We start from the raw sequence: 22939 nt of genomic DNA on the forward strand, positions 1-22939 counted from the left end.
ATTAGACCTCCGCATAGAAAGATTTTGTGAACGCCTTATCTGACTCATTTATAGCATAGCTTTCATCATCAATATCCGAGTAGTTTACATAGAGCTTGTTCTTATCGACTAAGCTGATAAGAGCCTTTTTCTTCTCTTCCAATTCCAATGAATTAAATTCTTCATCAGCTTTCTCCAACTCTATCCTTGTGATATATGGGATAATACGCTCATCAGTATAGATTTCACTCTTTATTTCAGAGATTGTTTCTTCTGAGGCTGATTGGATTTTTTCAATGAGAGTACTTGCGTTTTCAAGGAGCTCGCAGTAAACAAAAGAGCCACCACCCTTCCATTCTACAAATTTAGAAATTCCTGCGGTATCACCACCTATAACTTTCTGTAATCTTGGTAATATTAAATCTATTTGATTCACCATTTGCTCAACTCCAATATATTTCCGATTAAGTTTATGAGCTGTAGCTGCTGATGTTCCAGTGCCTATATGAAAGTCGAGAACTAAATCACCTTCATCTGTTGCCATTTCAAGAATACGCTTAATTAATGCTTCTGGTTTCTGCCCACCTTTAAATTCTTTCAATACTTCAACATCTGTTTTATTTCCGTCTTTATATGCTCGTGGATCAGCATATACCTGTTGAATATCATTCCACACAGTTGAAAGTGGCACGCCTTTGCTCTCATCAAGATATTGTTTTGTCCAAATCGGATTTCCATTTTCATCTTTTCCTCTTTGCCTTCGTCGATACTTTCTCCCATCATCATCTATATATTTAAACCAGTCTTTTATGTATTTTTCACTATATGGAACATAAACTCTATTTTGTTTGCGCTCAGAATATGATTTGGCATAATGCAAAATATAATCATGTATATTTACAGGCTTTGGGGTTGCTGCTCGCCCTCCAGAAGGAGAACCATATGCCCAAATTATTTCTTCAACAAAATTATCTTCACCAAATATTCCATCACAAAGAGTTTTCAAATAATGAGATTGATTTATATCAATATGAACGAAAATATTGCCTGTTACATGTAAAAGTCTTTTTGCTAATTCCAAACGATTTTTCATAAAAACAAGCCATGTTGAACGAGAAAATTTATCATTGTAATTGAAACTATCTGATCCAGTATTAAATGGTGGATCAATGTAAACACACTTAACTTTGCCCTCATATCGCTTTAATAAGCTTGAAAGAGCAATCAAGTTATTGCCTTTGATAATCAAGTTGTCCTTCTCATCAAAAGTAATATTTTCTTCTATGCCGTCTTTCGAATATCTCTTTGCGTTAGTAAAAACTTTCGGAGCAAGCATTTTACTAATCTCATCGCTTGCAATGGTCTCATTATAGAAAATCTCGTTTCGTTTTTGGTCATCTTTATCTTGTCCACCTTCAAGCACGCAATCTTTATATGGAAAATCTAAAACCACATCATTTGACTTTGAAATAAAATCTCCATTGTGCGTTAAACCAATTTTATTTGTATATCTCGTATATGAGTCCGGCAAAAATTCTTTAGATTCAATAAACCAGGCAAACTTCTGCTTGTCAAAAACAAGTGTGCCGTTTACATTCTCAAAAAATCTTTCTTTAATTTTTTCATCAGATAAAAGTAAAGACAATAATTCTTTGTTCATAGTCATCACATCGCTATAAACCATTGCCTTGAGCAATTTACCATCATCAGAAATATACTTTGAATTTGTCTTTAATACTCCCACGACTATTTCAAAAATGTTTTTATTCATTTATTTGTCCTCCTCAGCATTTTTATCAATACAAATCAGATCTCCTATATCTGTATCAAGCTCTTCACAAATTTTCCCTATTACAGATAATGAGACGGCTTCTCCTCGAACCATCTTAGATATTGTTGTTGGAGATACACCTGTTCTATCAACCAAATCTTTTTTCTTCATGTTCTTATCTATCAACACTTTCCAAAGACCATTGTAGTTAAATTTCATTATTATTCCTCCAAATTCCAACTTGCTGGATTTTTTATACATAAATTATAACATAAATCCCATCTTTTAGCTATTGCACAAAAACAAAAAATTAATCGGTGCAACTAAAAGTCCACACCAACATACCTTATTTTCTGTTTTCTTTTTCTCTGTTAGCTTCATCTGAACCCTATCCTATATTTCTTAATTAGTCCGAGTACAGATCCCTCCTTTTCTTCTGTTTTTTCACCTACTTTTCTGCTTTGAAAGTCTTTGATGAAAGGATTATTGTATTGCTATGCTCTTTATCTTTATCATCAATGGGAGTTCTTATCTATCAAAATAACTTTATAAAATCGCTTGCTTAAATTTTCTTATCATAAGCACAATTTGTTCTAAAATGGCAATTCTTTTCGTAACGATAAATCTTCAAGAATGAATTTACCAAACCATACCACACAAAAAAGCCCGGACAACTCCGGGCTTTTGAGGATATGCACTTTTTTACTTCCCAATTTTCTCCTGTTCAATCACGTCCAAAATCACGGCCTTTTCGTAATACGGGCGGACGCCGTTCCGGCTGGTCTCCGTTTTCTCGTGGCCCTTGCCGGCAAAGATCACCACGTCATCCTTTCGGGCGTGGGTCAGGGCGTAAACCGTCGCCTCCCGCCGATCCGCAATGCGGGTGTATTGATCCGTGATCGGGCGCACCGCGGCTTCGATATCGTCGAGAATGGCCTCCGGATCTTCGCTGCGGGAGTTGTCCGAGGTAAGCACGGAGAAATCCGCCTCCTTCGCCGCGATGGCTCCCATCAGCGGGCGCTTGCCGTGATCCCGGTCGCCGCCGCAGCCAAACACGGCGATCACCCGGCCCCGCGCCAACTCCTTCACCGTTTTCAAGAGATTCTCCAGGGCGTCCGGCGTGTGGGCATAGTCCACGACGATATCAAAATCCAAGTTGGTCTTGATGCGCTCCATTCGCCCTTCCACCACCGGGGCATCGGCGAGCGCCGCTTTGATGGCGGCCCAGTCGATGCCCTGTTCTCTGGCGGCGATGATGGTACCCACGGCGTTATAAACCATGAAGCGGCCCAGCACATCCAGGAAAATGGTTTCTTTTTCATCGCCGGCCTGCAGGGTGAAGGTGCTGCCGCCGGTGGTGCAGTCGACGGCGGAAAGCCTGTAATCCGCCGCCGGATCCTCGCCGTAGGTGATGATTTTTAATTTCGGGTGGCGCTCGCGGATGCGGTTGATCAGCTTTCTGCCCCAGGGATCGTCCCGGTTGATAATCGCCGCCTTTTCCGTCTGGTCGAACAGGCGCGCTTTGGCCTCAAAATAAGCTTCAAAGGTTTTATGATAATCCAGATGATCCTGGGTCAGGTTGGTGAAGAGCGCATAATCAAAATGCACATCCGTCAGACGGTCGAGATCGAGCGCCTGAGACGAGGCTTCCATCACCAGATCGGAACAGCCGGCCGCCACCGCCTCGGCGATAAATGCCTGGGTGTCCCGCGATTCGGAAGTGGTGCGGCCCTTGTTGTCCAAAACGGCATCGCCGATCTGGTTGTCGATGGTGCCCATCCGGGCACATTTTTTGCCCGCGGCGCGCAAAATGCCGGTGAGAAAATAGGTCGAGCTGGTTTTGCCGTTGGTGCCGGTGATCCCGGTGACGGTGATCTTCTCCGACGGGTGGCCGAAGAATCGACTGGCGATATGCCCGAGCAGCCTGCGGCAGTCCGTCACCTTCAGATACACCACATCGTCATGGTAGCGGGCGAGATCCGCCTGATGCACGATCACCGCCGCCCCTTGCTCGATCGCCGCCTCCACAAAGCGATGGCCATCGGTGGCAAAGCCGAAGATCGCCACAAACATGGCCCCCGGCCCTACCCGGCGCGAGTCATAGGCCACATCGGTGATCGCCTCGGTCCGATCGCCGTTTCGCACTTCCAAAATTTCCTCTTCCGTTAGCAGGTCGCGATAATTCATCTTCTCCCCCTCGTCGTCACATTTAAAATTAGTCCCATTATACCTTAATTGTGCCCGGGCGTCCACCGGCCGCATCGCGGATCAGCGCAATCCCCGCCACTTCGCAGTCGGCCATGGCAAAGTCCGCTGCCGCCGGCCGGCGCAGATATTCAAAATAGGCGCGGCTGCGCGCCATCGAAAAAGTTTTTGCCCGGGCGGCCAGCGCGCGAAACACGGGCCCCGCCGTGGCAAAGCCCGACGCATCCGGAAAATAATCCAGGTCGATATCCAAAATGAGCGGCCGGTTTTGGGGCAGTGCGCCGAAATCGGATCCCGCCGCGGCAAACATCGCGTCGGACAGATCGCCGAAATACGCTTCAGGCACCAGATAATGGCGGCCGCTGGCGTATTCGTGGCGAGCCATGCAGTTGATCATGTGATAATCCGCGAGATAGCCCAGGGCCATCGCCGTGTTGATCTGCTCATCGTTGTTCATAAGCGGCATTTGCCCCAACAGGCTCCCCTCGTCCTCCGGATCGATTTGCGCCAGCAGTCTGGCGCTGTGTTTTTGGGTGAGCGCCTCGGCGCCAGCCGGATCCCTGGCGACGGCCTTCTGGTAGCTGGCGAGCCAGAAGGGCGGATCCGTGTCCGGATGAAAGTCGATGCTCACCAGCACCGCCGGGATGCGGGTCTTTTGCCAGAGCGCCGCCCAGAGCAAAATCGCGTATTGATGGTCGTCCACCACGCCGACGGCCCGCCCGTCGGGAAGGGATTCCTGCCGGAAGTGCTGCGCTGCCCGCCAATCTTTTGTCCCCTCAGCCACTTTGCGCCTCGCGGTAAGCCTCGAGCAAAGCGAGCAATGCTTCTCCGGTTGAACGGGTAAAAATCTGCTGGCGCAGCGCCGCCGAGCCCGGCATCCCCCGGGTGTAGGCCACGAGTTGTTTGCGCATTTCCACCATGGGGCCTACCCGCTCGGCCATCGCCGTCACCAGATGCACGTGGTCGATGGCCGCCTGCAGCCTTTCGTCAACGCTTGGCGGCGCTGCGGTCTTGCCGGCCAGGGCCTGCTTCATTTCCCGAAAAATAAAAGGGTTGCCGATGGCGCCGCGCCCCACCATCAGCCCGTCGGCCCCCGTCGCCGCCAGGGCCGCGGCCGCGGCCTCGGGGCTGTCGATGTCGCCGTTGGCAACCACCGGCAGGCTCACGGCCGCTTTGACTTCGGCGATGGCGGGCCAGTCGGCTGCGCCGGAATAAAACGCCTCCCGGGTGCGCCCGTGCACCGTCAGCACATCGGCGCCGGCGGCCTCGATGCGTTTAGCCGCCTCCACCGCCACCCGATGCCCGGCGTCCCAGCCCAGGCGGATCTTCACGTGGACGGGCTTGATGCTCACGGTCTTCATCCGGCAGACGATGGCCTCGAGCCGGGACAAATCCTTCAACAACGCCGCGCCGTCGCCGTTTTTCACGATCTTCGGCGCCGGGCAGCCGGCGTTAAAATCGATAAAGGCAAAGGGGGTCGCGTTCACTTGCTCGGCCACCACCCGCTCGATAATCGCCGGATCCGAGCCGAAAAGCTGAATGCCCGCCGGCGCTTCTTCCGGGCAGGTCGCCATGAGCTTCGCCGTTTTTTTATCGCGGTAAAAAAGCCCCTTCGCGGAAATCATCTCGGTGGTCACCGCGTCGGCGCCGTATTTTTTGGCCATTAAACGAAAAGGCAGGTTGGAATAACCTGCCAGCGGCGCCAACATCAGCGGCACCTGTTGTTGATTTGTTGTTGCGTTCATCCTAATCTGTGTTTTCTTCTGGCATCCGCGTTTTTGTCGTGGATGATCTTCAGTCCCTTGAGGGTCAGCTTCGGATCAAAGATATCAATGCCGTCCACCTCCTGAAGAAACATGCGCCCGTAACCGCCGGTGGCAACGACCTTCATGTCCGGCTCGCCGGTCTCCTCGCGCATCTGCCCGATGATGTGACTGACCTGGCCGATATAGCCGTATACCAGGCCGGCCTGCATATTGGTGACGGTGTCCTTGGCCAAGATGCTCCTGGGCTTTTGGATGGCGATACTCGGCAGCTGAGCGGCATTGCGGAACAAGGCATCTGCCGAAATCTGGATGCCCGGCGTCATCACGCCGGCGCAAAGGGCCCCGTCCCGATTGACGTAATCATAAGTTGTCGCCGTGCCGAAATCCAGCACGAGCACCGGCCCCCCATAAAGCTGATAGGCCGCCACCGCATCGACAATGCGGTCCGCGCCGACTTCCGTGGGATCGCTGGTTAAAATGGGCATCCCGGTTTTAATGCCCGGGCCGACCGTCATCGGCGTCATCTGAAACACTTTTTTAATGCCGTTGGTCATCGAGTGCATGATGTTCGGCACCACGGACGCCACCACAATCGCCGTGACATCCTGAACATTCAGATCGTCTGTTTGAAAAAACCCGCGAAAAGCCACGGCAAATTCGTCTGAAGTGCGCGGCGTCTTAGTCATCAGCCGCCAGGAGCAAATCAGCTCATCGCCTTCAAAGGCACCAACCTCTGTGTTGGTATTGCCGACGTCCACCACTAATATCATCTTTCAGCTCCTATTGGTTCTTTTTGTCCTGAACCTTCTGCATGAATCGCGCCTTATTGACAATAAAGCGGGTATGGGTGCCGCCGGCAATCTGCTGCGCGGTGTCGTAGGCCTCAATGCTAAAGACGAGCTTGCGCCCCTCGATGGCGTCGAGGTGCACCTTCACGCGAACCTTCATCCCCACCGGCGTCGGCGCCATGTGATCGAGGTTGATGTTGGCGCCCACCGTCGTTTCTTCTTCCGGCAGCCAAAGATCGGCCATTTCGTAAGCGGCATTTTCGATCCAGGCGGCCAGTGCCGGCGTCGCCAGCACATCCAGGCCGCCGCTGCCGACCACGCGGGCTGTCAGCTCCCGGCTCACGGTATTGTCTTTTTCCATCTCCATACCGGATCTTAATTTATTGGATATCTGTTCTTGTGTCATGAATACATTCCATTCCTTTCTGATTTGAGAATGCTGTTTCTCGGCGCTGTCGCTTTACGACGGGCTGTTTGTTTCTTCTTCGGCGGCTGCCGGCTGGGCCGGGACCTCCGATGATGTTCCGGCTTTCGCCGTTTCCGAACTTTCAGATGTTTCAGAAGCGTCAGCCGTTTCCGTCGCGGGATTAACCGTTTCGGCTTCCGGTTTCAAAGCCGCTGCTGCCTGTCCGTCCGATGCTTGATTGCCGGATTCATCAGCTGCCGGCCGTTCGGGTTCGGCCGTTTCTTTTGGCGGCAGCACACCGTTCGCCTCGTACATCTGGGCGAATTCCTCGCCGGTTAAGGTGCTGACCTTCAGGAGCTGCTCGGCAACGCCGGTCAGCGTATCCTGCTTGTCGGTAAGAATTCGGCAGGCCCGTTCGTAAGCGGTTTCGACGATATTGCGGATTTCCTTATCGATCACCGCCGCGACTTCTTCACTGTAATTGCGGGTCCGTCCCAGATCCCGGCCGAGGAAAACTTCCCCGCCGTCGTTGTTGCCGAAAGTCATCGGGCCGAGATGTTCGCTCATGCCCCACTCGGTGACCATCTTGCGGGCAATCTCCGTCGCGCGTTCGATGTCGTTGGAGGCCCCGGTGCAGATATCCTCCAGGGCGACCTTTTCCGCCGCGCGCCCGCCGAGAAGCCCGGCGATTTTATCGAGCAGCTTGCCCTTGGACATATGCTGGCTGTCGTCCGTCGGCAGCGAGATCGTGTAGCCGGCGGCCATCCCCCGGGGAATAATCGAAATCTCGTGAACCTCTTCTCCGTTGTCCAGATAACGCATCACGATGGCATGCCCCGCTTCGTGATAGGCCGTGACGCGCTGGTCGCTTTCCTCCACGACGCGGCTTTTCTTTTCCGGACCGGCGATAACGCGTTTGATAGCTTCTTCCAGCTCCGCCATCGTGATCATGCGCATCTTTTTGCGGGCAGCCAAAAGCGCCGCCTCGTTCATCAGGTTTTCAAGATCCGCCCCGGTAAAGCCCGGCGTGCCTTTGGCGAGCACTTCCAGATCCACCGCCGGATCCAGCGGCTTATTCTTGCGGTAAATGCCGAGGATTTCCTTTCGGCCCTTCACATCCGGCGTGCCGACGGTCACCTGACGGTCGAAACGCCCCGGTCTTAAGAGCGCCGGGTCCAGAATATCCGGGCGGTTGGTGGCCGCAATGATGATGATGCCTTCGTTCACGCCGAAGCCGTCCATTTCCACCAAAAGCTGATTGAGGGTCTGTTCCCGTTCATCGTGGCCGCCGCCGAGGCCCGCGCCCCGGTGACGCCCCACGGCGTCAATTTCGTCGATAAAGATGATGCAGGGCGCGCTTTTCTTCGCGCTGTCAAAAAGATCCCGCACACGGGATGCCCCCACCCCGACAAACATTTCCACAAAGTCTGAACCGGAGATAATAAAGAAGGGCACGCCCGCTTCCCCGGCCACCGCCCGGGCAAGCAGCGTTTTGCCGGTGCCGGGAGGGCCGACGAGCAGCACCCCTTTGGGCACCCGGGCGCCGAGGCTTCGGTATCTATCCGGCGCTTTCAGAAAATCGACGATCTCGGCCAGCTCTTCCTTCTCCTCATCGGCGCCGGCCACATCCTTAAAGGTCACTTTTTTATCGGAAGGCGACTGCATCCGGGCCCGGCTTTTGCCAAAGCTCATCACATTGCCGCTGCCGCCGCCCTGGCGCATCATCATGACCAAAAAGACGACGAGCATCGCCACCAGAATGACCGAAGGAATCAGCGAGACCCACCAACTTTGATCTTTGGCGATCTCCACCTTCATCTTCGGGTTCTTGACGATGTAATTGCTCAAAATGGTATCGATGGTGTATTCCGGAACGATGCTTTCAAAAGATTTGCCGCTCGTCAATTTCCCGGTAGCCTTTGTCCCGTTGATTTTAATTTCCGCTACTTTTCTGCTGTTGATGTTTGTCACCAGTTCCGAATACGTCAGATTTTTGACTTCAGACTTCATCGGGTTTAAAAAAGATACGGCCGCGATGATGATGACCAGGATCAACAAATAAAATCCGATCATTCGAATATATTTCTTCAAATGAATCTGCTCCTTTCCTGCAAAATCTTTCCAATATTGCGCCGATGCTTTAATCTCAGTTGTAAATTTCTCTTTTTAGAATGCCGATATAGGGCAAATTGCGATAGCGCTGATTATAATCCAGGCCATAGCCCACCACAAATTCGTCGGGAACCTGAAAACCACAGTAATCCACATCGATATCGACCACCCGCCGCTCCGGTTTATCGAGCAGGGTGGCAATCTTCAGGCTGCTGACGTTCTTGCCGAGCAAAGTTTCCTTGAGGGCGTTCAATGTCCGACCGGAATCCACGATGTCCTCGACGATGAGCACGTTCTTCCCCCCGACGGCAAGCATGGCCTCGTCCGGCAGCTGAACCTCTCCCGAGCTCTGGGTGTCGGCAAAATAACTGGCCGCGTGCATGAACGCCACCTCCACCGGTATACCGACACTTCGGACCAGATCGGCAAAAAATACAAAACTTCCCCGCAAAATGCACAGCGCAAGCAGGGGTTTATCCCGATAGTCCGCCGTAATGTTCCGGCCCAGTTCCCGGATTCTTGTGCGCAGTTGTTCTTCCGTCAGCAATACTTTCTCAATATCAGCCAGCAATGATCTTCTCCCATCTTAATGTGAATTTTGTCTGTGTTTGATCACTCACTTGGTAGGCCGGGTCCTGGTAGAGCCCCAAAATGGCCACAACGCGATTTTCTTCTGCCAAAATCGGCAAGGTATCCCGCAGATCACGGTCGATGTGGCGCGCCATCAAAAATTTTTTAAGCTTTTGACGGCCGACGCCGGCCAGTACAACCCGATCTCCCGGACTTCTGCCGCGAAGCACCAGATCGCTTTTAATTTTACCATAATCAAGCGCAATTTCATTAACAAATTTATGTTTATGACAATTTTTTGTCCCTTTGCTGCCTTCTGCCGTTTCAATCCGCACCTGAAAGCAAAACCCGGACGCGCTGTCATAAATCCGCTGGGAGCGTCGCAGGACATAAACGCCGCGAAAAGGCTTTGGCCGCCGCTGACCGCTGCGGGAAAAAATCAGTCGGTCGTAGCGCCGGCGCGCCCGCAAATGATGAGGCAGATCCAGATCCCAGGTGGTCGCCGGCGCGGCGAGCTTCTCCTGCAGCATCCGCACATGGCGTGCCTCGAAATCGACGGCCGTTTGGGCCGCCTCGGCCATCACTCGGTTTAAAAGGGCCCCCTGCACCGCCGCGGGCAGCGCGCGCCATCCGGGCAGAGCCACCTCGATCCCGCGGTCCGTCGGCGTCACGCAGCGCTCACGAGCCGTCTCCAAGATTTCCCGCTGTGCATCGCACCAGTCCGCCGCCTGCTCGGCAAAGGCCCCGATATGTGCCGCCGCCCGGGCGTTGCAGGCCGTCAGTACCGGCATCACCTGATGCCGCAGCCGGTTGCGCATAAACGCGTCGGAGGCGTTGGTCGCGTCCTCCACGTGAGGCAGCTGCTGTGCCGCGGCATAGGCCTCAATCGCCTCCCGGCGCACCTGAAGAAAGGGCCGCACGAACGCGCCGGCTACCGGCCGCATCCCGGCCGCCCCCCGAATGCCCGCGCCGCGGATCAAATGCATCAGCACCGTCTCGGCCTGATCGTCCAGATGATGGGCCAAGGCGATTTTTGCCGCGCCCGTCTGCCGCTGCCAGCGTTCAAAGCAGCGGCGCCGCGCCAGGCGCCCCGCCGTCTCGAGACTGATCTTCCGCTCTTTGGCCGTCAGCGGCACATCCGCCGCCGCCGTGAGCGCGGGAATGCCGTGATCCGCGCACCACTGCGTCACAAAGGTTTGATCGCCCTCGGCCGCTTCCCCGCGAATCCGATGATTGACGTGCCCCGCCATCACCGCAATACCCAGCGCATCGGCATGAGTCCATAAAAAATGCAGCAGCGCCATGGAGTCGATGCCGCCGGAAACCCCGACGATCACCCGATCCCCCGGTTCAAACATCTGATGGACTCGGATGGTTTTTAAAACGTCGCCGCAAAACGCCTGCACCTCCGCGGGCGCGGCAGAAGACGCCGGCACATGTGAATGGGACACGTGGAACCTCCTTTTGCAAATACCTGACTGAAAAATGGTAAAAAAAAACCTGAAGCTACTGCTCCAGGTAAATCGTCAAATGGTGACCCGTGGGAGAATCGAACTCCCGTTATCGCCGTGAAAGGGCGATGTCTTAACCGCTTGACCAACGGGCCACGCTGTGGAAAATAATGGTAGCGGCGAACGGGGTCGAACCGCTGACACTACGGGTATGAACCGTATGCTCTAGCCAACTGAGCTACGCCGCCATAAAAATGGTTGCGGGGACAGGATTTGAACCTGTGACCTCCGGGTTATGAGCCCGACGAGCTACCAAACTGCTCCACCCCGCGACGAATAATACTGACATCATTAAAATGGTGCCGGAGACCGGAATCGAACCGGTACGATCGAAAAGGATCGCAGGATTTTAAGTCCTGTGCGTCTGCCAGTTCCGCCACTCCGGCGATCACTTTAATCGTCCTCCCCAAAGGACAAGAATTAGTATACGCTTTGTCCCTGTCCTTGTCAACTCTTTTTTTGTTTTATTTTAACCCCGCCGCGCCGCTGCATCAAAAGCGCCGCGCCCTCTAAATTGTCGTTATCGCAGATCACCAGCGTGTCTTGATCGCAGGCCTTCATCACGGCTTTAAGGATGACCGTGCCGGCCAGAATAATATCGGCCCGGCTGGGCGCCAGCCCCGCTATTTTTTTGCGCGCCGCCAGGGGCACCGCCGCCAGTTTTGCCCGCAAAACCTCGACATCGGCCACAGTCAACCGGCTCAAGTGCACGGCGTCCCGATCGTAGTCGGCCAACCGCTGCCTGATCGCCGTCAGGGTCGTCGCCGTGCCGCCGATGCCCACCAGCTGACAGGGCGCCGACAAATCGTAGGCCGGCAGCGCTTCGCTCAACATCGCCGCCATCGCCTCTTCAACCGCGTCCATCGCCCCGCGGCCCGGCGGATCGGCTTTCAGCCATTTTTCCGTGGCCCGAACACAGCCCATATTTAGGCTCCTGGCCGTCTCGATTTGGCTGTTCACGCCCAGAATGAGTTCGGTGCTGCCGCCCCCGATATCGCAGATGAGTATGCGGCCATCAAAACATTGGGAGACGCCGGCAAAACCATAAGCCGCTTCCGTTTCCCCGTCGATCACCTGCACGTTCACCCCGGTTTCGCGAAGAGCCGCATCGCAAAAATCTGCCCCGTTCTCGGCATCGCGCACGGCGCTGGTCGCAAAAGCCGCGATCGCCGGCAAGGCCACCCCCTGAGCCGCCGCCTGAGCGGCAAAATCGCGCAGAGCCTTCAGATTGCGCGCGATGGCCCCGTCCGCCAGACGGCCGGTACGGTCGACGCCTTCGCCCATCCGGGTATACTGCACCCATTTGCCCGTCCGCTGCAGGGCGCCTGCCGCGTCAAACCGGTAAATCAGCAGGCGCATGGAGTTGGTTCCGATGTCGATTACGGCCTGAAGGGTGTTTTCCGCTGCCATTAATTCTGTTCCTCCTCATTGTGCGTTTGGGTTTCGGCCTGCCCTTGATCGGCCTTCGCCTTCTCCGCCCTTTTCTTCTTGGCCTTCTGCGCCTTGGCCTCCGCCTCGGTCTTCACGCGGATGATGATCTTTTCCTCGGGATAATACAGGTTGAGATTTTTGTGCGCGATATACTCCGTGTAATGGCGGGTGTTGATCTGCCTGATCTCTTCGTCCAAACGAATCTTTCTTGTTTTTTCCTGCTGAAGCTGCGCCGTTAAATCCCTTTTCTGCCCCATCAGGCGAAAAATCTGCACAAAGCGCGACCCGTAAAGCCAGAGAAAAAGCACCACGACCACCCCCACGCTGATAACCGTCGCCCGATTGCGGTAGAACCACCGTTCAGCCCGGGATGTGCCGTTGCGCGTTCTTTTCTTTCGCCGGCGGCCAGCCGGTTTTTTGGAATTTGATTGCTGCTTTTGCGCCATGCCTTTCTCCTTTTGCTCCCCATCCCCTTCGGCACCGGCATTCATCTCGATCAGCGCCGCTTCATTCCATCACGCGGTAAAGGGATTCGGCCATGTCCTTCGGCACGTGATCCGGCACGGCGAGAATTTCAACCTTTTGCACGCCGCTGCCAAAACTCAGCGTCAGAATATCGCCGACCTTCACCTGGGTGCCGGCCTTCGCTGTCTGCCCGTTAACCGCGATGCGGCCGCTGTCACACGCCGCTTTGCTCACCGTTCTTCGTTTGATGAGCCGGCTGTTTTTCAAAAATTTATCTACGCGCATGGCGTCCCTCCTATCCCGTTAATATTCGCATTCAGCATAAAATAAAAGCCGGAGCATCACCCCGGCTTCGTTTCGGTCCAATTATTTATTCAGCGCATCCTTAAAGGCTTTGCCCGCTTTGAAAGCCGGCGCATCAGAAGCCTTGATTTCAATGGGCTCTTTGGTTCTCGGATTCAGGCCCTGTCTTGCCGCTCTGTGGCGCACATCAAAGGTCCCGAAACCAACCAGCGACACTTTGTCGCCTTTCTGCAATGTTTCAACGATGGTATCGGTAAAAGCGGTCAGCGCTTTTTCCGCATCTTTTTTCGGCAAACCGGTCTTTTCTGCCATTGCAGCAACCAATTCAGACTTATTCATACTGTCCCTCCATACATGTTATTTTCAAAATAAATAGTTTTTTTCTATTATACGCATGAATGCGCGTAAACACAAGCTTTTTCTTGCACTTTTCAGGTATTGACCAAAAAGTTACTGCTCCGGATCGCCGCCTTTCGCCTTGATGCTCTGCCACAAAGCCTCGAGCTGCGCCGTCGCGTATTCGTCCAGCTGTTTTTCCTGGCACGCCGCCGATGCTTCCATTTCTTTCAGGCGTCCGGCGAATTTGGCATTGCTCTTTCGCAGCACCAACTCCGGCTGGAAGCCGCAAAGCCGCGCCACGTTCACGGCGGCCAAAAGCAGATCGCCCAGTTCTTCTTCCAAATGAACGCGGTCGCCCGAGCCCAGCGCCTCGGCCACTTCAGCGCTTTTTTCACGGACTTTGGCCAGCGCCGGCGCCGGATCCTGCCAATCAAAGCCCGCCTTGCCGACCTTGGCCAAAAGCTTTTCCGCCTGCATCAGCGCCGTGAAGGTCCGGGGGATGCGGTCTATTTCTTCCGACAGCGTCGCCGTTTGCTTTTCGTCCCGCTTGAGCGCCTCCCAGTCAACAGCCTCGGCTCGGGCATCCCCGAAAACGTGGGGATGGCGATGAATCATCTTCCGATTGATCCTTGAGAGCACATCGCCGATATCAAAGCTTTCCGATTCCCGCCCGAGCTGCGCATGAAACGCCACCTGAAAGAGCACGTCGCCCAGCTCCTCGATCAGATTGTCCCGATCTTCGCCTTCAATGGCGTCGAGCACCTCATAACATTCTTCCAGCAAATAGCGCGCTAAGGAAACGTGCGTCTGCGCCTTATCCCAGGGGCAGCCGCTCTCCGAGCGCAAGGCCCCCATGATCGCGACGAGCGTTTCAAAGCGGCGGGGATTCATCGCCAGGCAAGCCTTAGGATCGCTGTCGGGCAGCCGATATTCCGTTGTCTCCGGATGCTTCAAATTTTTTGTCATGCTTTAAACACCCTCTGCCTCCAATGCAGCAGCTTTCGATAAAGGGGAACAATCCGGCGATGACCGGGCAGCACCGCGATCTCTTCGTCGCTGATCGCTCCCGTCAGGATAATCATCACCGCATACACCGCCACCGCCGCCGCGAAAGCAATGATCATCGCCAGAAAATTGCCGATCACCCCCAAAAGGCACCGGTAAACCAGCGATGTGACGACGCCCATCACCGCAGTCGCAATCAGCGGCTTCACCACCGTTCGGTGCCACGAAATACGCACGCCGGTAAAACGTTTCACGCAGATGTAGTTGGCGACCGTCAGATAAATAAAGGTCAGCATATAGTCCAGCCCCATGCCGTAGATATTGATCGCCGGAATGCTCATGGCAATCCAGCCGGTGACCGAGAACACGATGATCCCCAGCCCCAGCGTGATCAGCGGCACGCGGAAATGGTCGATGGACTGCAGGATGCTCTGAAAAATATTGGAGAGCATCATGAACATCGTCGCGTAGGCAAAAACCCGGAGCATCCCCGGACCATATTTCGATCCCGGAAAGAGCAAATTGAAAATCCCCTTCGAGAGCACCGACATCCCCACGCAGCAGGGCAGCCCGACCAGAATCACAATGCGGATGGCCAAATCAATTTTGTGGTTCGTCGTCACCTTGTCCCTCAGCGCGAAGGATTCCGAAATCGCCGGAATCATGGCCACCGCCAGATTGGCCGAAATGATGAGCGGCACATTCACCAGGGTATCCACATTGGTAAAATCGCCGAACATCATCGTAGCCGTGTGCGCATTGATGCCCGCCACCGCCAGCCGAGGCACATAAATAAAGGAATTGATCGTCGCGAAAAGCGACACGATCACCGAGGTGAGGGTCACCGGCACGGCAATCACCACCAGCCGTCTCAGCAGGCGCTGCCAGCTCCGCGGCTTCCTGCGCGTCGTGCGCTTAAGCTTCGCCCCATAGGTATCCATGAAGATCCAAAAGATTGCCGCCAGCATCACCGCCGCGACCATCCCGCCGGCCGTCGCGCCAAAAATCGCACCGCCGACGCCTTTGCCGATGTCATGGCGGATTCCCGTCACATAAAACCAGCACAGCAGGATGCCCAGAAACACCCGCACGATCTGCTCGACGATCTGGGAGATCGCCGTCGGCGTCATAATCTGAAAGCCCTGAAAAAATCCCCGAAAGGCTGAACAAACGGAAATGATAAACGGGGCCGGCGCAATGGCAATGATGGCGCTGTAGCTTTCCGGCGGCCAGTGAGCAATGCGGATGATAAAGTGCGCACCAAGGCCCAGAAACAAGCTGGAAACGCCGCCGAGCACCAGCAGGGCAGCCATCGAGACGCGAAACACGTCCTTTGCGCCGCGATAATCGCCCACGGCCGTGCTTTCCGAAACCATCTTTGAAATCGCGACGGGAACCCCCACCGTCGACACCATGAGCAGCATGTTGTAAATATTGGTGACATTGCCGTAAATACCGTTGCCGAAGCTGCCGACCAGGCGATAAAGCGGTACCTTGTAAAAAAGGCCGAGGAGGCGGGACAAAACGCCTGCCGCCGCCAGAATGGTCGCCCCTTTTAAAAAATTGCTCGTTTTTTTCGCTTCATTCGATTGATTGTTACTCACCGATCGCCTCTGTCCATTTTAAATGCGCTTTTCGTATGTTTTAACGTGAAGTTCCTTTTTGAGCTGGTCAACATAATCCGCCGTCAAATTTTTGATTTCGTCGTCCACATCCGCCTTGACATCCTGAAGGTCCTTGATCTGCTTCTGATACGCTTTCTTCGATTCGTTCTGCTGGATGCTCTGCGTAATGGCCGCCTTGTGATTTTTCCAGGAATCCTTCTTTTGGGTTTTGTCGTACACAAAGATCACGTGATAGCCATTGGTGGTTTTAACCGGGCCAACCGCCGTGTTTTTCGATGCGTTAAAGGCCGCCTTGGAAAACGCCGGCACCATGCGGGCGCTTTTAAACGCCCCCAAATCCATCGATTCCAAAACCTTTTTATTGGTTTTGGTCGAATATTTGCGCATCAGCTTTTTAAAGGCTGCTTTGGTTTTAATCCCTTTGGCCTCCTTCGCGATTTTTTTCGCCAGAACCGGATCCTTCGTCAGGATATGGCAAGCCGACACCGTCTTGGGATTATAAGTCGATTCGTGACTTTCGTAATATTCCTTCACATCCTGATTCGAAACCTTCACATCCTTGGCCAGCGCCGAACGAATCGCCGCCTGCGCCGCTCTTCCCTTGGCTTCTTCCTTTTGATATTTGCGGAAAATGGCCGCCGTCATCCCATAATTCTGAAGATACGAATCCAGCGTGCTGTCCTTGGGAAAATACATCTTCAGCGTCATGTTGAGGAGCTTTTGCTGCGCCGCGACCGCATCGCTCGAAATCTTAATATGGTGATCCTTGCAGTACTGAATCATGCCGCGATAGGTGCCGATGGTTTTAAAAACCGACTGATTGATCCTCTTCTGGGTGGCTCTATCTGTCGCCGGGGCCGACCCGGTAGACGCATACGTCGATAACACCTTGCCGACATAATAATAGTAGTATTCACCGTGGGTCACCTTCTTTTTGTCAACGGTGCCGACGGATTTGTCCAGGAAGCGATACGGATGCTTCTTCAGTTGTTTCCTATAAGCAGCCAATGCTTTCGAGGCATATTCGGTCGTCACGGTATTGTCCTGCATGAACTGCGCGAACAGTTTGTCATTGGTCGAATAATTTTTCAAAATCCCCGCGTATTTCTTGGCCGCCTGCTTTTTAACCGCCTGATAGGTGATGGCGCCCGTTTTCTTCGCCGAAGCTTCGTTCACCTTCAATTTGTCTTTCTTAGCCTTGGCCGCCAGCACCTGATTTTGAATCACTGCGTCAAAGGTATTCTTCTGCAAATCCTTCAGATCCGAACCGGTGGGCATGGTCTGGCCGTTCACCGCGTAATAAATGGCCGTGTTGGCCATCGTGTTGTTATAAACCGCTTTAGTCAGCTGCTTGCCGTTAATGGTGGCGATCACCTGTGCCCGATCTCTTTCAGGATTGACGGTAACCAGCGCGCAGCCAGAAACGAGCGCGCCTACCAGCCCCAGGCAAACCACTGCCGTGAGCGCCCTGCCGATGACAGCGGTCAGCCGCCTCGATTGCTTTGGATTTTTTTGTGTCCTTTGCATGTTTTCTCCTTTAAGCCCTCAAATCATTCTGCCGAGCCGCCGGCTGGCGGCCCGCCATCTTTAAGATGCTAACATTCTACCACATCTTTCGCTTTTACTGTATTTTCTTAAAGAATTCCATCAGATGATCCAGCATTTTGGCCTGGATGCGCCCGCCAAGGGCGATAGACCACACCTTATCCCGATGTTTGTCCGCCTTGAACTTAACGCCGAAGCGCGCAAAAAGCAGCTGCACCACATCGCCGGCGGGCATGGGCACCGGCTTGGCTTCGTCAAAAAAGAGCAGCACCCGGTCGCGCTGCTGGCGAAGCTCGACAACGCCGCAGGCCTCGGCCATGCGCCCGACCACCGACAGCTTGAGCAAATTGCGCACGCTGGTCGGCACCGGGCCGAAGCAATCTTCAAGGGCCGCGGCCATATCGGCCAAATCATTCTCGTCGGCAAGGGCCGCGATTTTTTTGTAGATATCGTATTTCACGACCTCGCTGTCGATATAAGTCTCCGGAATATAGGCATCGAGCTCCAAGTTGATTTTAACCGGCTCTTTTCCGGCCGCCGCTTCCGGCAGTTGGCCGGTGTGTTCGGCGATGGTCTCTTCCAGAATGCGGCAATACATTTCATAACCGATGCTGAAAAGATGCCCCGACTGCTCGGCACCGAGGATATTGCCGGCTCCGCGGATTTCCAGATCGCGCATCGCCACTTTAAAGCCCGATCCGAAAGCCGTGAAATCCTTGATGGCCTTCAGCCGTTTCTGGGCGACGTCCGACAGAGCCCTGCGCTTGTAAAGAATATAACAAAATGCCTGATTGCTCGAGCGGCCGACCCGCCCCCGCAGCTGATACAGCTGGGAGAGTCCCATGGCATCGCCGTCGTCGACGACCATCGTGTTGGCGTTGCGCACGTCGAGCCCCGACTCAACGATGGCCGTCGTCACCAGCACGTCGTAGGCCTTGTCGACAAAGGCCTGCATGATCCGCTCGAGCGCTTCGCCGGGCATCTGGCCGTGGGCCGTCACCACCCGGGCGCCGGGCACCATCCGCCGCACCTGATCGGCCCGCTCATTCAAATCCTTGATGCAGTTGTGCACAAAATACACCTGGCCGCCCCGGCGGATTTCCCGGGCGATGGCATCGCCGACCACCACCGCGTTGTCGCGCATCACATAGGTGCGCACCGGCCGGCGGCCCGCCGGCGGCTCGGCGATCACGCTCATATCCCGGATGCCCGTCATCGACATGTGCAGCGTCCGGGGGATCGGCGTCGCCGAGAGGGTCAGCACATCGACGTTCTCCCGCAGGCTCTTCAGCTTCTCTTTGGCGCGCACCCCAAAGCGCTGCTCCTCATCCACAATCAAAAGGCCCAGATCTTTGAAACGCATATCCTTGGAGAGCAGCCGGTGGGTGCCCACCACCACATCCACCCGGCCGGCGGCAAGATCGGCGAGGACAGCCTTTTGCTCCTTGGGCGTGCGGAAGCGGCTCATCACCTCCACGGTGATCGGGTAACGGGCAAAACGCGAACGCATCGTCTCGTAATGCTGCTGGGCCAGAATGGTGGTCGGCACCAGCAAAGCCACCTGCTTGCTGTCCATCACGGCTTTAAAGGCCGCCCGCAGCGCCACCTCGGTCTTGCCGTAGCCCACATCGCCGCAGAGCAGCCGATCCATGGGAACCGGCTTTTCCATATCCGCCTTGATCTCCTCGATGCAGCGCAGCTGATCGTCCGTCTCTTCATAGGGGAAGGCGTCCTCAAATTCCCGCTGCCAGGATGTGTCTTTGCCAAAGGCATATCCGGGTCGGGACCGCCTGGCGGCATAAAGGGCGATCAGCTCGTCGGCCATGTCCTCCACGGCCTTCTTGGCCCTGGCTTTGGTCTTGGCCCAGTCCGGCCGTCCCAGGGTATTCACCTTCGGCTTTCGGTCTCCCCCGGTGCCGATATAGGCCTGGATCGAGCCCATTTGATCCACCGGCAGATAAAGGCGGTCGTCCCCCTGATAGGCGATGACGATCATGTCCTTCGTGGTCTCGCCGATGGTCATCTTTTCGATGCCCTGGTAAACGCCGATGCCGTGAATGTCGTGCACCACATAATCCCCGGCGGACAGGCTCGTGAAGGTTTCGATTTTTTTGCCGGACGGCTTTTTCCGGCGGCGTTTTTTTCGCGCCGCCGGTTTAAAAATCTCCGACTGGCTGATAAACACCAGATGCTCGGCCGGCAGCTCAAACCCTTCGGAGAATTCTCCCCGCGCAAAATAAACTCCCGGCGTCGTGCCGTCGCTGTAAACGCCGAGGTCCTGTTCACCGAGCAGCGTGCGGACGGCCTTTTCACCCCCGGCGCTCCGGCAGCCGATGACGATGCGGTCGCCGTTCTCCAGATGCTGCTTGAGCATATCGCAAAAATAGGGCACCCGCCCCACAAAGCTTTCGATGCTGCGGGCACTCATATCAAACGTTTCCGCAGCTTCGCTTCGCATGTCTGAAAACAAATTGGCTTTGACCGTCGGCCGCCGGCTAAGCGCCGCCGTGAGCGCATCGAGCTCCCAGAATTTTTCACCCTCCTCCGGGAACAACTCGCCGGCATCGATCAGCGTCTCGAAATCTTCCCGGCTTTTTTCAAGAAAAGTCTCGGCCGCCGCGGCCGCCTGCTCCCACTCGTCCCAGAAAATCACAGCCTGCTTGCCCAGATAGCTTTCCAGGCTGCTGCCTTCGCCGGCAAAGGCCGAAAAGGTCTCGTCGTGTTCCATTGGCTCCGCCAGCAGCCGATCGATCAGCGCCGCATGGGCCGCGCCGCCATAACGCGCTGCCATCGTTTTAAGCAGCTGCTCCCGCTCCCCGCGGCTTAAAATCGACTCGCGCACCGGCGCGATTTTAATCCGTGTTAGCGTCAATGCGCTGCGCTGGGTCGCCATGTCCATCTGCTTCAGGGATTCGAGCTCGTCGTCAAAGAAGTCCGCGCGGACGCCGGTCGCCGCCCCGACGGGAAACACATCCACGATCTCGCCCCGTTTGGCATATTGGCCGGCGCTTTCCACCTGGCTGACCCGGATATAGCCCCGATCCGACAGCTGCGCCGCCAAATCGTCGGGCTCCAGCGTCATCCCCGGTTTGAGCGTTAAAAACCGCTTCCTGAGCGCCCGGCTTGCCGGCATTTTTTTTAGCAGGTTGCTCACAGAGGTGCAAATCACGTATTTGCGGCGTCCCAGGAGCTGCTCGAGCACCTGCATCCGCTTTTCGGTGATCTCCCGGCTGTGCACGTCCGAAAAATAATCGTGAATCGGCTCCTCGGGAAAGTAGAGCACGTTATCCGGCGCCCATTGGGCCAGCCGCTCCGCCTTGGCCAGCGCCTCGCGGTCCGTCGCCGTGATATAAAGCAGATGGCCCTTGGTCGCTTCCCGCAAATACAACGCCAAAAAACCTTTCAAACCGTCCTTGACGTTTGAAAGGTTAACCGATGCCCCCGCGCGCAGCCGTTTGACGATGCGGTGACTTTTCGTGGTGTCAAAAAAATCAAAAATTTTGCGATTCATATTGGTTCCGTTCTTCTGCCGATGGTCATCTGCGCACGTTCATGCGGTTCATCGCGAGATCCACGCCGTCGCTGACGATCATCGCCGCGGCTTTGGCCGCCTGCCCGACCGCCGTCCTCACCGCCTCGCCGTCATCCCCGAAAAGATGGCCCAGCACATAATCGGCCAAATCCCATCCCCGGGGGCTTTCGCCGATGCCGATGCGCACCCGGGGAAAATCCGTCGTCCCCAGATGCCCGACCACCGAACGCATGCCGTTATGGGTGCCGGCACCGCCTTTTGGGCGAATCCGCAGCTGACCGGGCGCGAGGTCCACATCATCGTAAATCACAACGATCTGTTCGGAAGGCACTTTGTAGTAATCTGCCAGCGCGCGGACGCATCGCCCGCTCTCGTTCATAAAAGTCTGGGGCAAAACCAGCTTAATCCGCTCGGCGCCCTCGCGATAATCGCCCGTCAGTCCAAAATGCTCCGCCTTGTTCAGCAGCACCTGTTTGGCTTTGGCCAAAGCGTCAACCGCCATAAAGCCCACGTTATGCCTGGTGTCGGCATAGCGTGGGCCCGGATTTCCTAAACCAACGATTAAAAACATCAGGAGTAGCTCCCGGTGAACAGGCGGCTGAGCGGTCTGCCCAGATGGATATAGTCGATGGCCCGCCCGAAGGTTGCGCCGGTAGACAGAATCTTAAGCTTGCCAATGCGTTTTTTTTCGGGGATTTCAATGGTGTCCAGCGTCACCAGCTCTTCCAGAGCGGATTTCTCGATGCGCTCCATGGCCGGACCGGAGAACACCCCATGGGTGCAGCCGGCGCGCACCGATTTCGCGCCCAATTCCATAATGGCATTGGCCCCGGTGGTGATGGTTCCCGCCGTGTCGATCATATCGTCAATCATGATGCAGTTCTTGCCTTTGACATCCCCAATGACGCCCATAACCGCCGTTTCGTTCGGCTTGGGTCTTTCCTTATCGATGATGGCAAAAGGCACCCCCAGGGCCCTCGCCAGTTTGCGCGTCCGCTTAACAGAGCCGGCATCCGGCGCCACCACAGCCATATCGTCCAGATTCTTCGATGCAAAATAATCGGCAATAATGCTGCCGCCGGCCAGATGATCCAGCGGGATATCAAAAAATCCCTGAATCTGATTGGAGTGAAGATCCATGGTCAGCACCCGGTCTGCCCCCGCCGTGGTGATGAGATTGGCCACCAGTTTAGCGGTGATCGGATCTCGGGATTTGGCCTTGCGATCCTGTCTGGCATAGCCGAAATAGGGCATCACGGCTGTGATGCGCCCGGCGGAGGCCCGCTTCAGGGCATCGATTAAAATCAGCAGCTCCATCAAATTGTCGTTGCAGGGATTGCTGGTCGATTGAATCACAAAGACATCCGCCCCGCGAACCGATTCATGAATATTCAGACCGATCTCCCCGTCGCTGAAGTGCATCACTTCCGCGTTGCACAAGGACACTTCCAAATAGGCTGCAATATCCCGGGCCAACGGCTGATTGCCATTCCCCGTAATCACTTTAATGCCGCTAAAATTGCCGTCCATCTTCTTTTTTACCTCCAAAACAATTTGCTGTTTTTTACGTATTTCTAACGATTTGT

General features: G+C 54.8%; 20 protein-coding genes and 4 tRNA genes. All 24 read right to left on the bottom strand.

Going from position 1 to position 22939, the window contains the following annotated elements; genetic code table 11:
* Window position 1 precedes the first annotated feature (1 nt).
* A complete protein-coding gene (locus HMPREF0721_RS05230) occupies window positions 2–1750 on the bottom strand; it encodes a DNA methyltransferase (RefSeq protein WP_006598565.1) in 1749 nt (582 codons plus the stop codon).
* Window positions 1751–1969, bottom strand: a complete 219-nt coding sequence (locus HMPREF0721_RS05235; protein ID WP_006598566.1) for a helix-turn-helix domain-containing protein — start codon at window positions 1967–1969, stop codon at window positions 1751–1753.
* A 483-nt stretch (window positions 1970–2452) separates the two neighbouring features.
* Window positions 2453–3937: a UDP-N-acetylmuramoyl-L-alanyl-D-glutamate--2,6-diaminopimelate ligase gene (locus HMPREF0721_RS05240; protein WP_040639933.1), complete on the bottom strand. Its 1485-nt coding sequence runs from the start codon at window positions 3935–3937 to the stop codon at window positions 2453–2455.
* Between the two features lie 37 nt (window positions 3938–3974).
* On the bottom strand, window positions 3975–4739 hold the full coding sequence (locus HMPREF0721_RS05245) for a hypothetical protein (RefSeq protein ID WP_006598569.1): 765 nt from the start codon (window positions 4737–4739) through the stop codon (window positions 3975–3977).
* Complete coding sequence (gene dusB / locus HMPREF0721_RS05250) at window positions 4732–5700, bottom strand: tRNA dihydrouridine synthase DusB (RefSeq protein ID WP_006598570.1); 969 nt, start codon at window positions 5698–5700, stop codon at window positions 4732–4734. The genes HMPREF0721_RS05245 and dusB overlap by 8 nt, the downstream gene beginning before the upstream one ends.
* On the bottom strand, window positions 5697–6491 hold the full coding sequence (locus HMPREF0721_RS05255; protein WP_006598571.1) for a type III pantothenate kinase: 795 nt from the start codon (window positions 6489–6491) through the stop codon (window positions 5697–5699). Before HMPREF0721_RS05255 ends, dusB begins: the two co-directional genes overlap by 4 nt.
* A 10-nt stretch (window positions 6492–6501) precedes the next feature.
* The gene (locus HMPREF0721_RS05260) at window positions 6502–6915 is read right to left on the bottom strand and encodes a thioesterase family protein (RefSeq protein WP_006598572.1); all 414 of its coding nucleotides are present in this window, start codon (window positions 6913–6915) and stop codon (window positions 6502–6504) included.
* Window positions 6916–6969: 54 nt separating this feature from the next.
* Window positions 6970–9006 carry an ATP-dependent zinc metalloprotease FtsH gene (ftsH, locus tag HMPREF0721_RS05265; RefSeq protein WP_006598573.1) on the bottom strand — a complete coding sequence of 679 codons (2037 nt, stop codon included), beginning with the start codon at window positions 9004–9006 and terminating at the stop codon, window positions 6970–6972.
* A gap of 55 nt (window positions 9007–9061) precedes the next feature.
* Window positions 9062–9598 carry a hypoxanthine phosphoribosyltransferase gene (gene hpt / locus HMPREF0721_RS05270; RefSeq protein ID WP_006598574.1) on the bottom strand — a complete coding sequence of 179 codons (537 nt, stop codon included), beginning with the start codon at window positions 9596–9598 and terminating at the stop codon, window positions 9062–9064.
* Window positions 9588–11048 (bottom strand): tRNA lysidine(34) synthetase TilS, encoded by a 1461-nt coding sequence (gene tilS, locus HMPREF0721_RS05275; protein WP_006598575.1) that lies wholly within the window; start codon window positions 11046–11048, stop codon window positions 9588–9590. The genes hpt and tilS overlap by 11 nt, the downstream gene beginning before the upstream one ends.
* Window positions 11049–11128: 80 nt before the next feature.
* Window positions 11129–11203: transfer RNA gene (locus HMPREF0721_RS05280), tRNA-Glu, on the bottom strand.
* Between the two features lie 16 nt (window positions 11204–11219).
* Window positions 11220–11296: transfer RNA gene (locus HMPREF0721_RS05285), tRNA-Met, on the bottom strand.
* 7 nt (window positions 11297–11303) lie between these two features.
* A tRNA-Met gene (locus HMPREF0721_RS05290) sits at window positions 11304–11380 on the bottom strand.
* Between the two features lie 25 nt (window positions 11381–11405).
* Window positions 11406–11494: transfer RNA gene (locus HMPREF0721_RS05295), tRNA-Leu, on the bottom strand.
* Between the two features lie 61 nt (window positions 11495–11555).
* A complete protein-coding gene (locus tag HMPREF0721_RS05300; RefSeq protein ID WP_006598576.1) occupies window positions 11556–12518 on the bottom strand; it encodes a Ppx/GppA phosphatase family protein in 963 nt (320 codons plus the stop codon).
* A complete protein-coding gene (locus HMPREF0721_RS05305) occupies window positions 12518–12985 on the bottom strand; it encodes a septum formation initiator family protein (protein WP_169310213.1) in 468 nt (155 codons plus the stop codon). The genes HMPREF0721_RS05300 and HMPREF0721_RS05305 overlap by 1 nt, the downstream gene beginning before the upstream one ends.
* Before the next feature lie 61 nt (window positions 12986–13046).
* Entirely contained in the window at window positions 13047–13289 is a 243-nt protein-coding gene (locus HMPREF0721_RS05310) for an RNA-binding S4 domain-containing protein (RefSeq protein WP_006598578.1), read from the bottom strand.
* Between the two features lie 81 nt (window positions 13290–13370).
* Complete coding sequence (locus HMPREF0721_RS05315) at window positions 13371–13646, bottom strand: HU family DNA-binding protein (protein ID WP_006598579.1); 276 nt, start codon at window positions 13644–13646, stop codon at window positions 13371–13373.
* 111 nt (window positions 13647–13757) lie between these two features.
* On the bottom strand, window positions 13758–14612 hold the full coding sequence (gene mazG, locus HMPREF0721_RS05320; protein WP_006598580.1) for a nucleoside triphosphate pyrophosphohydrolase: 855 nt from the start codon (window positions 14610–14612) through the stop codon (window positions 13758–13760).
* The gene (locus HMPREF0721_RS05325; protein WP_006598581.1) at window positions 14609–16255 is read right to left on the bottom strand and encodes a putative polysaccharide biosynthesis protein; all 1647 of its coding nucleotides are present in this window, start codon (window positions 16253–16255) and stop codon (window positions 14609–14611) included. Before HMPREF0721_RS05325 ends, mazG begins: the two co-directional genes overlap by 4 nt.
* Window positions 16256–16273: 18 nt before the next feature.
* Entirely contained in the window at window positions 16274–17803 is a 1530-nt protein-coding gene (locus HMPREF0721_RS05330) for a SurA N-terminal domain-containing protein (RefSeq protein ID WP_006598582.1), read from the bottom strand.
* A gap of 94 nt (window positions 17804–17897) precedes the next feature.
* Window positions 17898–21332, bottom strand: a complete 3435-nt coding sequence (mfd, locus tag HMPREF0721_RS05335) for a transcription-repair coupling factor (protein ID WP_006598583.1) — start codon at window positions 21330–21332, stop codon at window positions 17898–17900.
* Between the two features lie 25 nt (window positions 21333–21357).
* A complete protein-coding gene (pth, locus tag HMPREF0721_RS05340; RefSeq protein WP_006598584.1) occupies window positions 21358–21924 on the bottom strand; it encodes an aminoacyl-tRNA hydrolase in 567 nt (188 codons plus the stop codon).
* Complete coding sequence (locus HMPREF0721_RS05345; protein ID WP_040639934.1) at window positions 21924–22883, bottom strand: ribose-phosphate diphosphokinase; 960 nt, start codon at window positions 22881–22883, stop codon at window positions 21924–21926. Before HMPREF0721_RS05345 ends, pth begins: the two co-directional genes overlap by 1 nt.
* Window positions 22884–22939: the final 56 nt, after the last annotated feature.

It is taken from the genome of Pseudoramibacter alactolyticus ATCC 23263 (assembly GCF_000185505.1).
Taxonomy (GTDB): domain Bacteria; phylum Bacillota; class Clostridia; order Eubacteriales; family Eubacteriaceae; genus Pseudoramibacter; species Pseudoramibacter alactolyticus.

Bases quoted from the DNA above. Each gene is read 5' to 3' on its own strand.
- HMPREF0721_RS05230 (WP_006598565.1), bottom strand. From the start codon at position 1,750: ATGAATAAAAACATTTTTGAAATAGTCGTGGGAGTATTAAAGACAAAT.
- HMPREF0721_RS05235 (WP_006598566.1), bottom strand. From the start codon at position 1,969: ATGAAATTTAACTACAATGGTCTTTGGAAAGTGTTGATAGATAAGAAC.
- HMPREF0721_RS05240 (WP_040639933.1), bottom strand. From the start codon at position 3,937: ATGAATTATCGCGACCTGCTAACGGAAGAGGAAATTTTGGAAGTGCGA.
- dusB (WP_006598570.1), bottom strand. From the start codon at position 5,700: ATGAACGCAACAACAAATCAACAACAGGTGCCGCTGATGTTGGCGCCG.
- HMPREF0721_RS05255 (WP_006598571.1), bottom strand. From the start codon at position 6,491: ATGATATTAGTGGTGGACGTCGGCAATACCAACACAGAGGTTGGTGCC.
- HMPREF0721_RS05260 (WP_006598572.1), bottom strand. From the start codon at position 6,915: ATGACACAAGAACAGATATCCAATAAATTAAGATCCGGTATGGAGATG.
- HMPREF0721_RS05300 (WP_006598576.1), bottom strand. From the start codon at position 12,518: ATGGCAGCGGAAAACACCCTTCAGGCCGTAATCGACATCGGAACCAAC.
- HMPREF0721_RS05305 (WP_169310213.1), bottom strand. From the start codon at position 12,985: ATGGCGCAAAAGCAGCAATCAAATTCCAAAAAACCGGCTGGCCGCCGG.
- HMPREF0721_RS05310 (WP_006598578.1), bottom strand. From the start codon at position 13,289: ATGCGCGTAGATAAATTTTTGAAAAACAGCCGGCTCATCAAACGAAGA.
- HMPREF0721_RS05315 (WP_006598579.1), bottom strand. From the start codon at position 13,646: ATGAATAAGTCTGAATTGGTTGCTGCAATGGCAGAAAAGACCGGTTTG.
- mazG (WP_006598580.1), bottom strand. From the start codon at position 14,612: ATGACAAAAAATTTGAAGCATCCGGAGACAACGGAATATCGGCTGCCC.
- HMPREF0721_RS05330 (WP_006598582.1), bottom strand. From the start codon at position 17,803: ATGCAAAGGACACAAAAAAATCCAAAGCAATCGAGGCGGCTGACCGCT.
- mfd (WP_006598583.1), bottom strand. From the start codon at position 21,332: ATGAATCGCAAAATTTTTGATTTTTTTGACACCACGAAAAGTCACCGC.
- pth (WP_006598584.1), bottom strand. From the start codon at position 21,924: ATGTTTTTAATCGTTGGTTTAGGAAATCCGGGCCCACGCTATGCCGAC.
- HMPREF0721_RS05345 (WP_040639934.1), bottom strand. From the start codon at position 22,883: ATGGACGGCAATTTTAGCGGCATTAAAGTGATTACGGGGAATGGCAAT.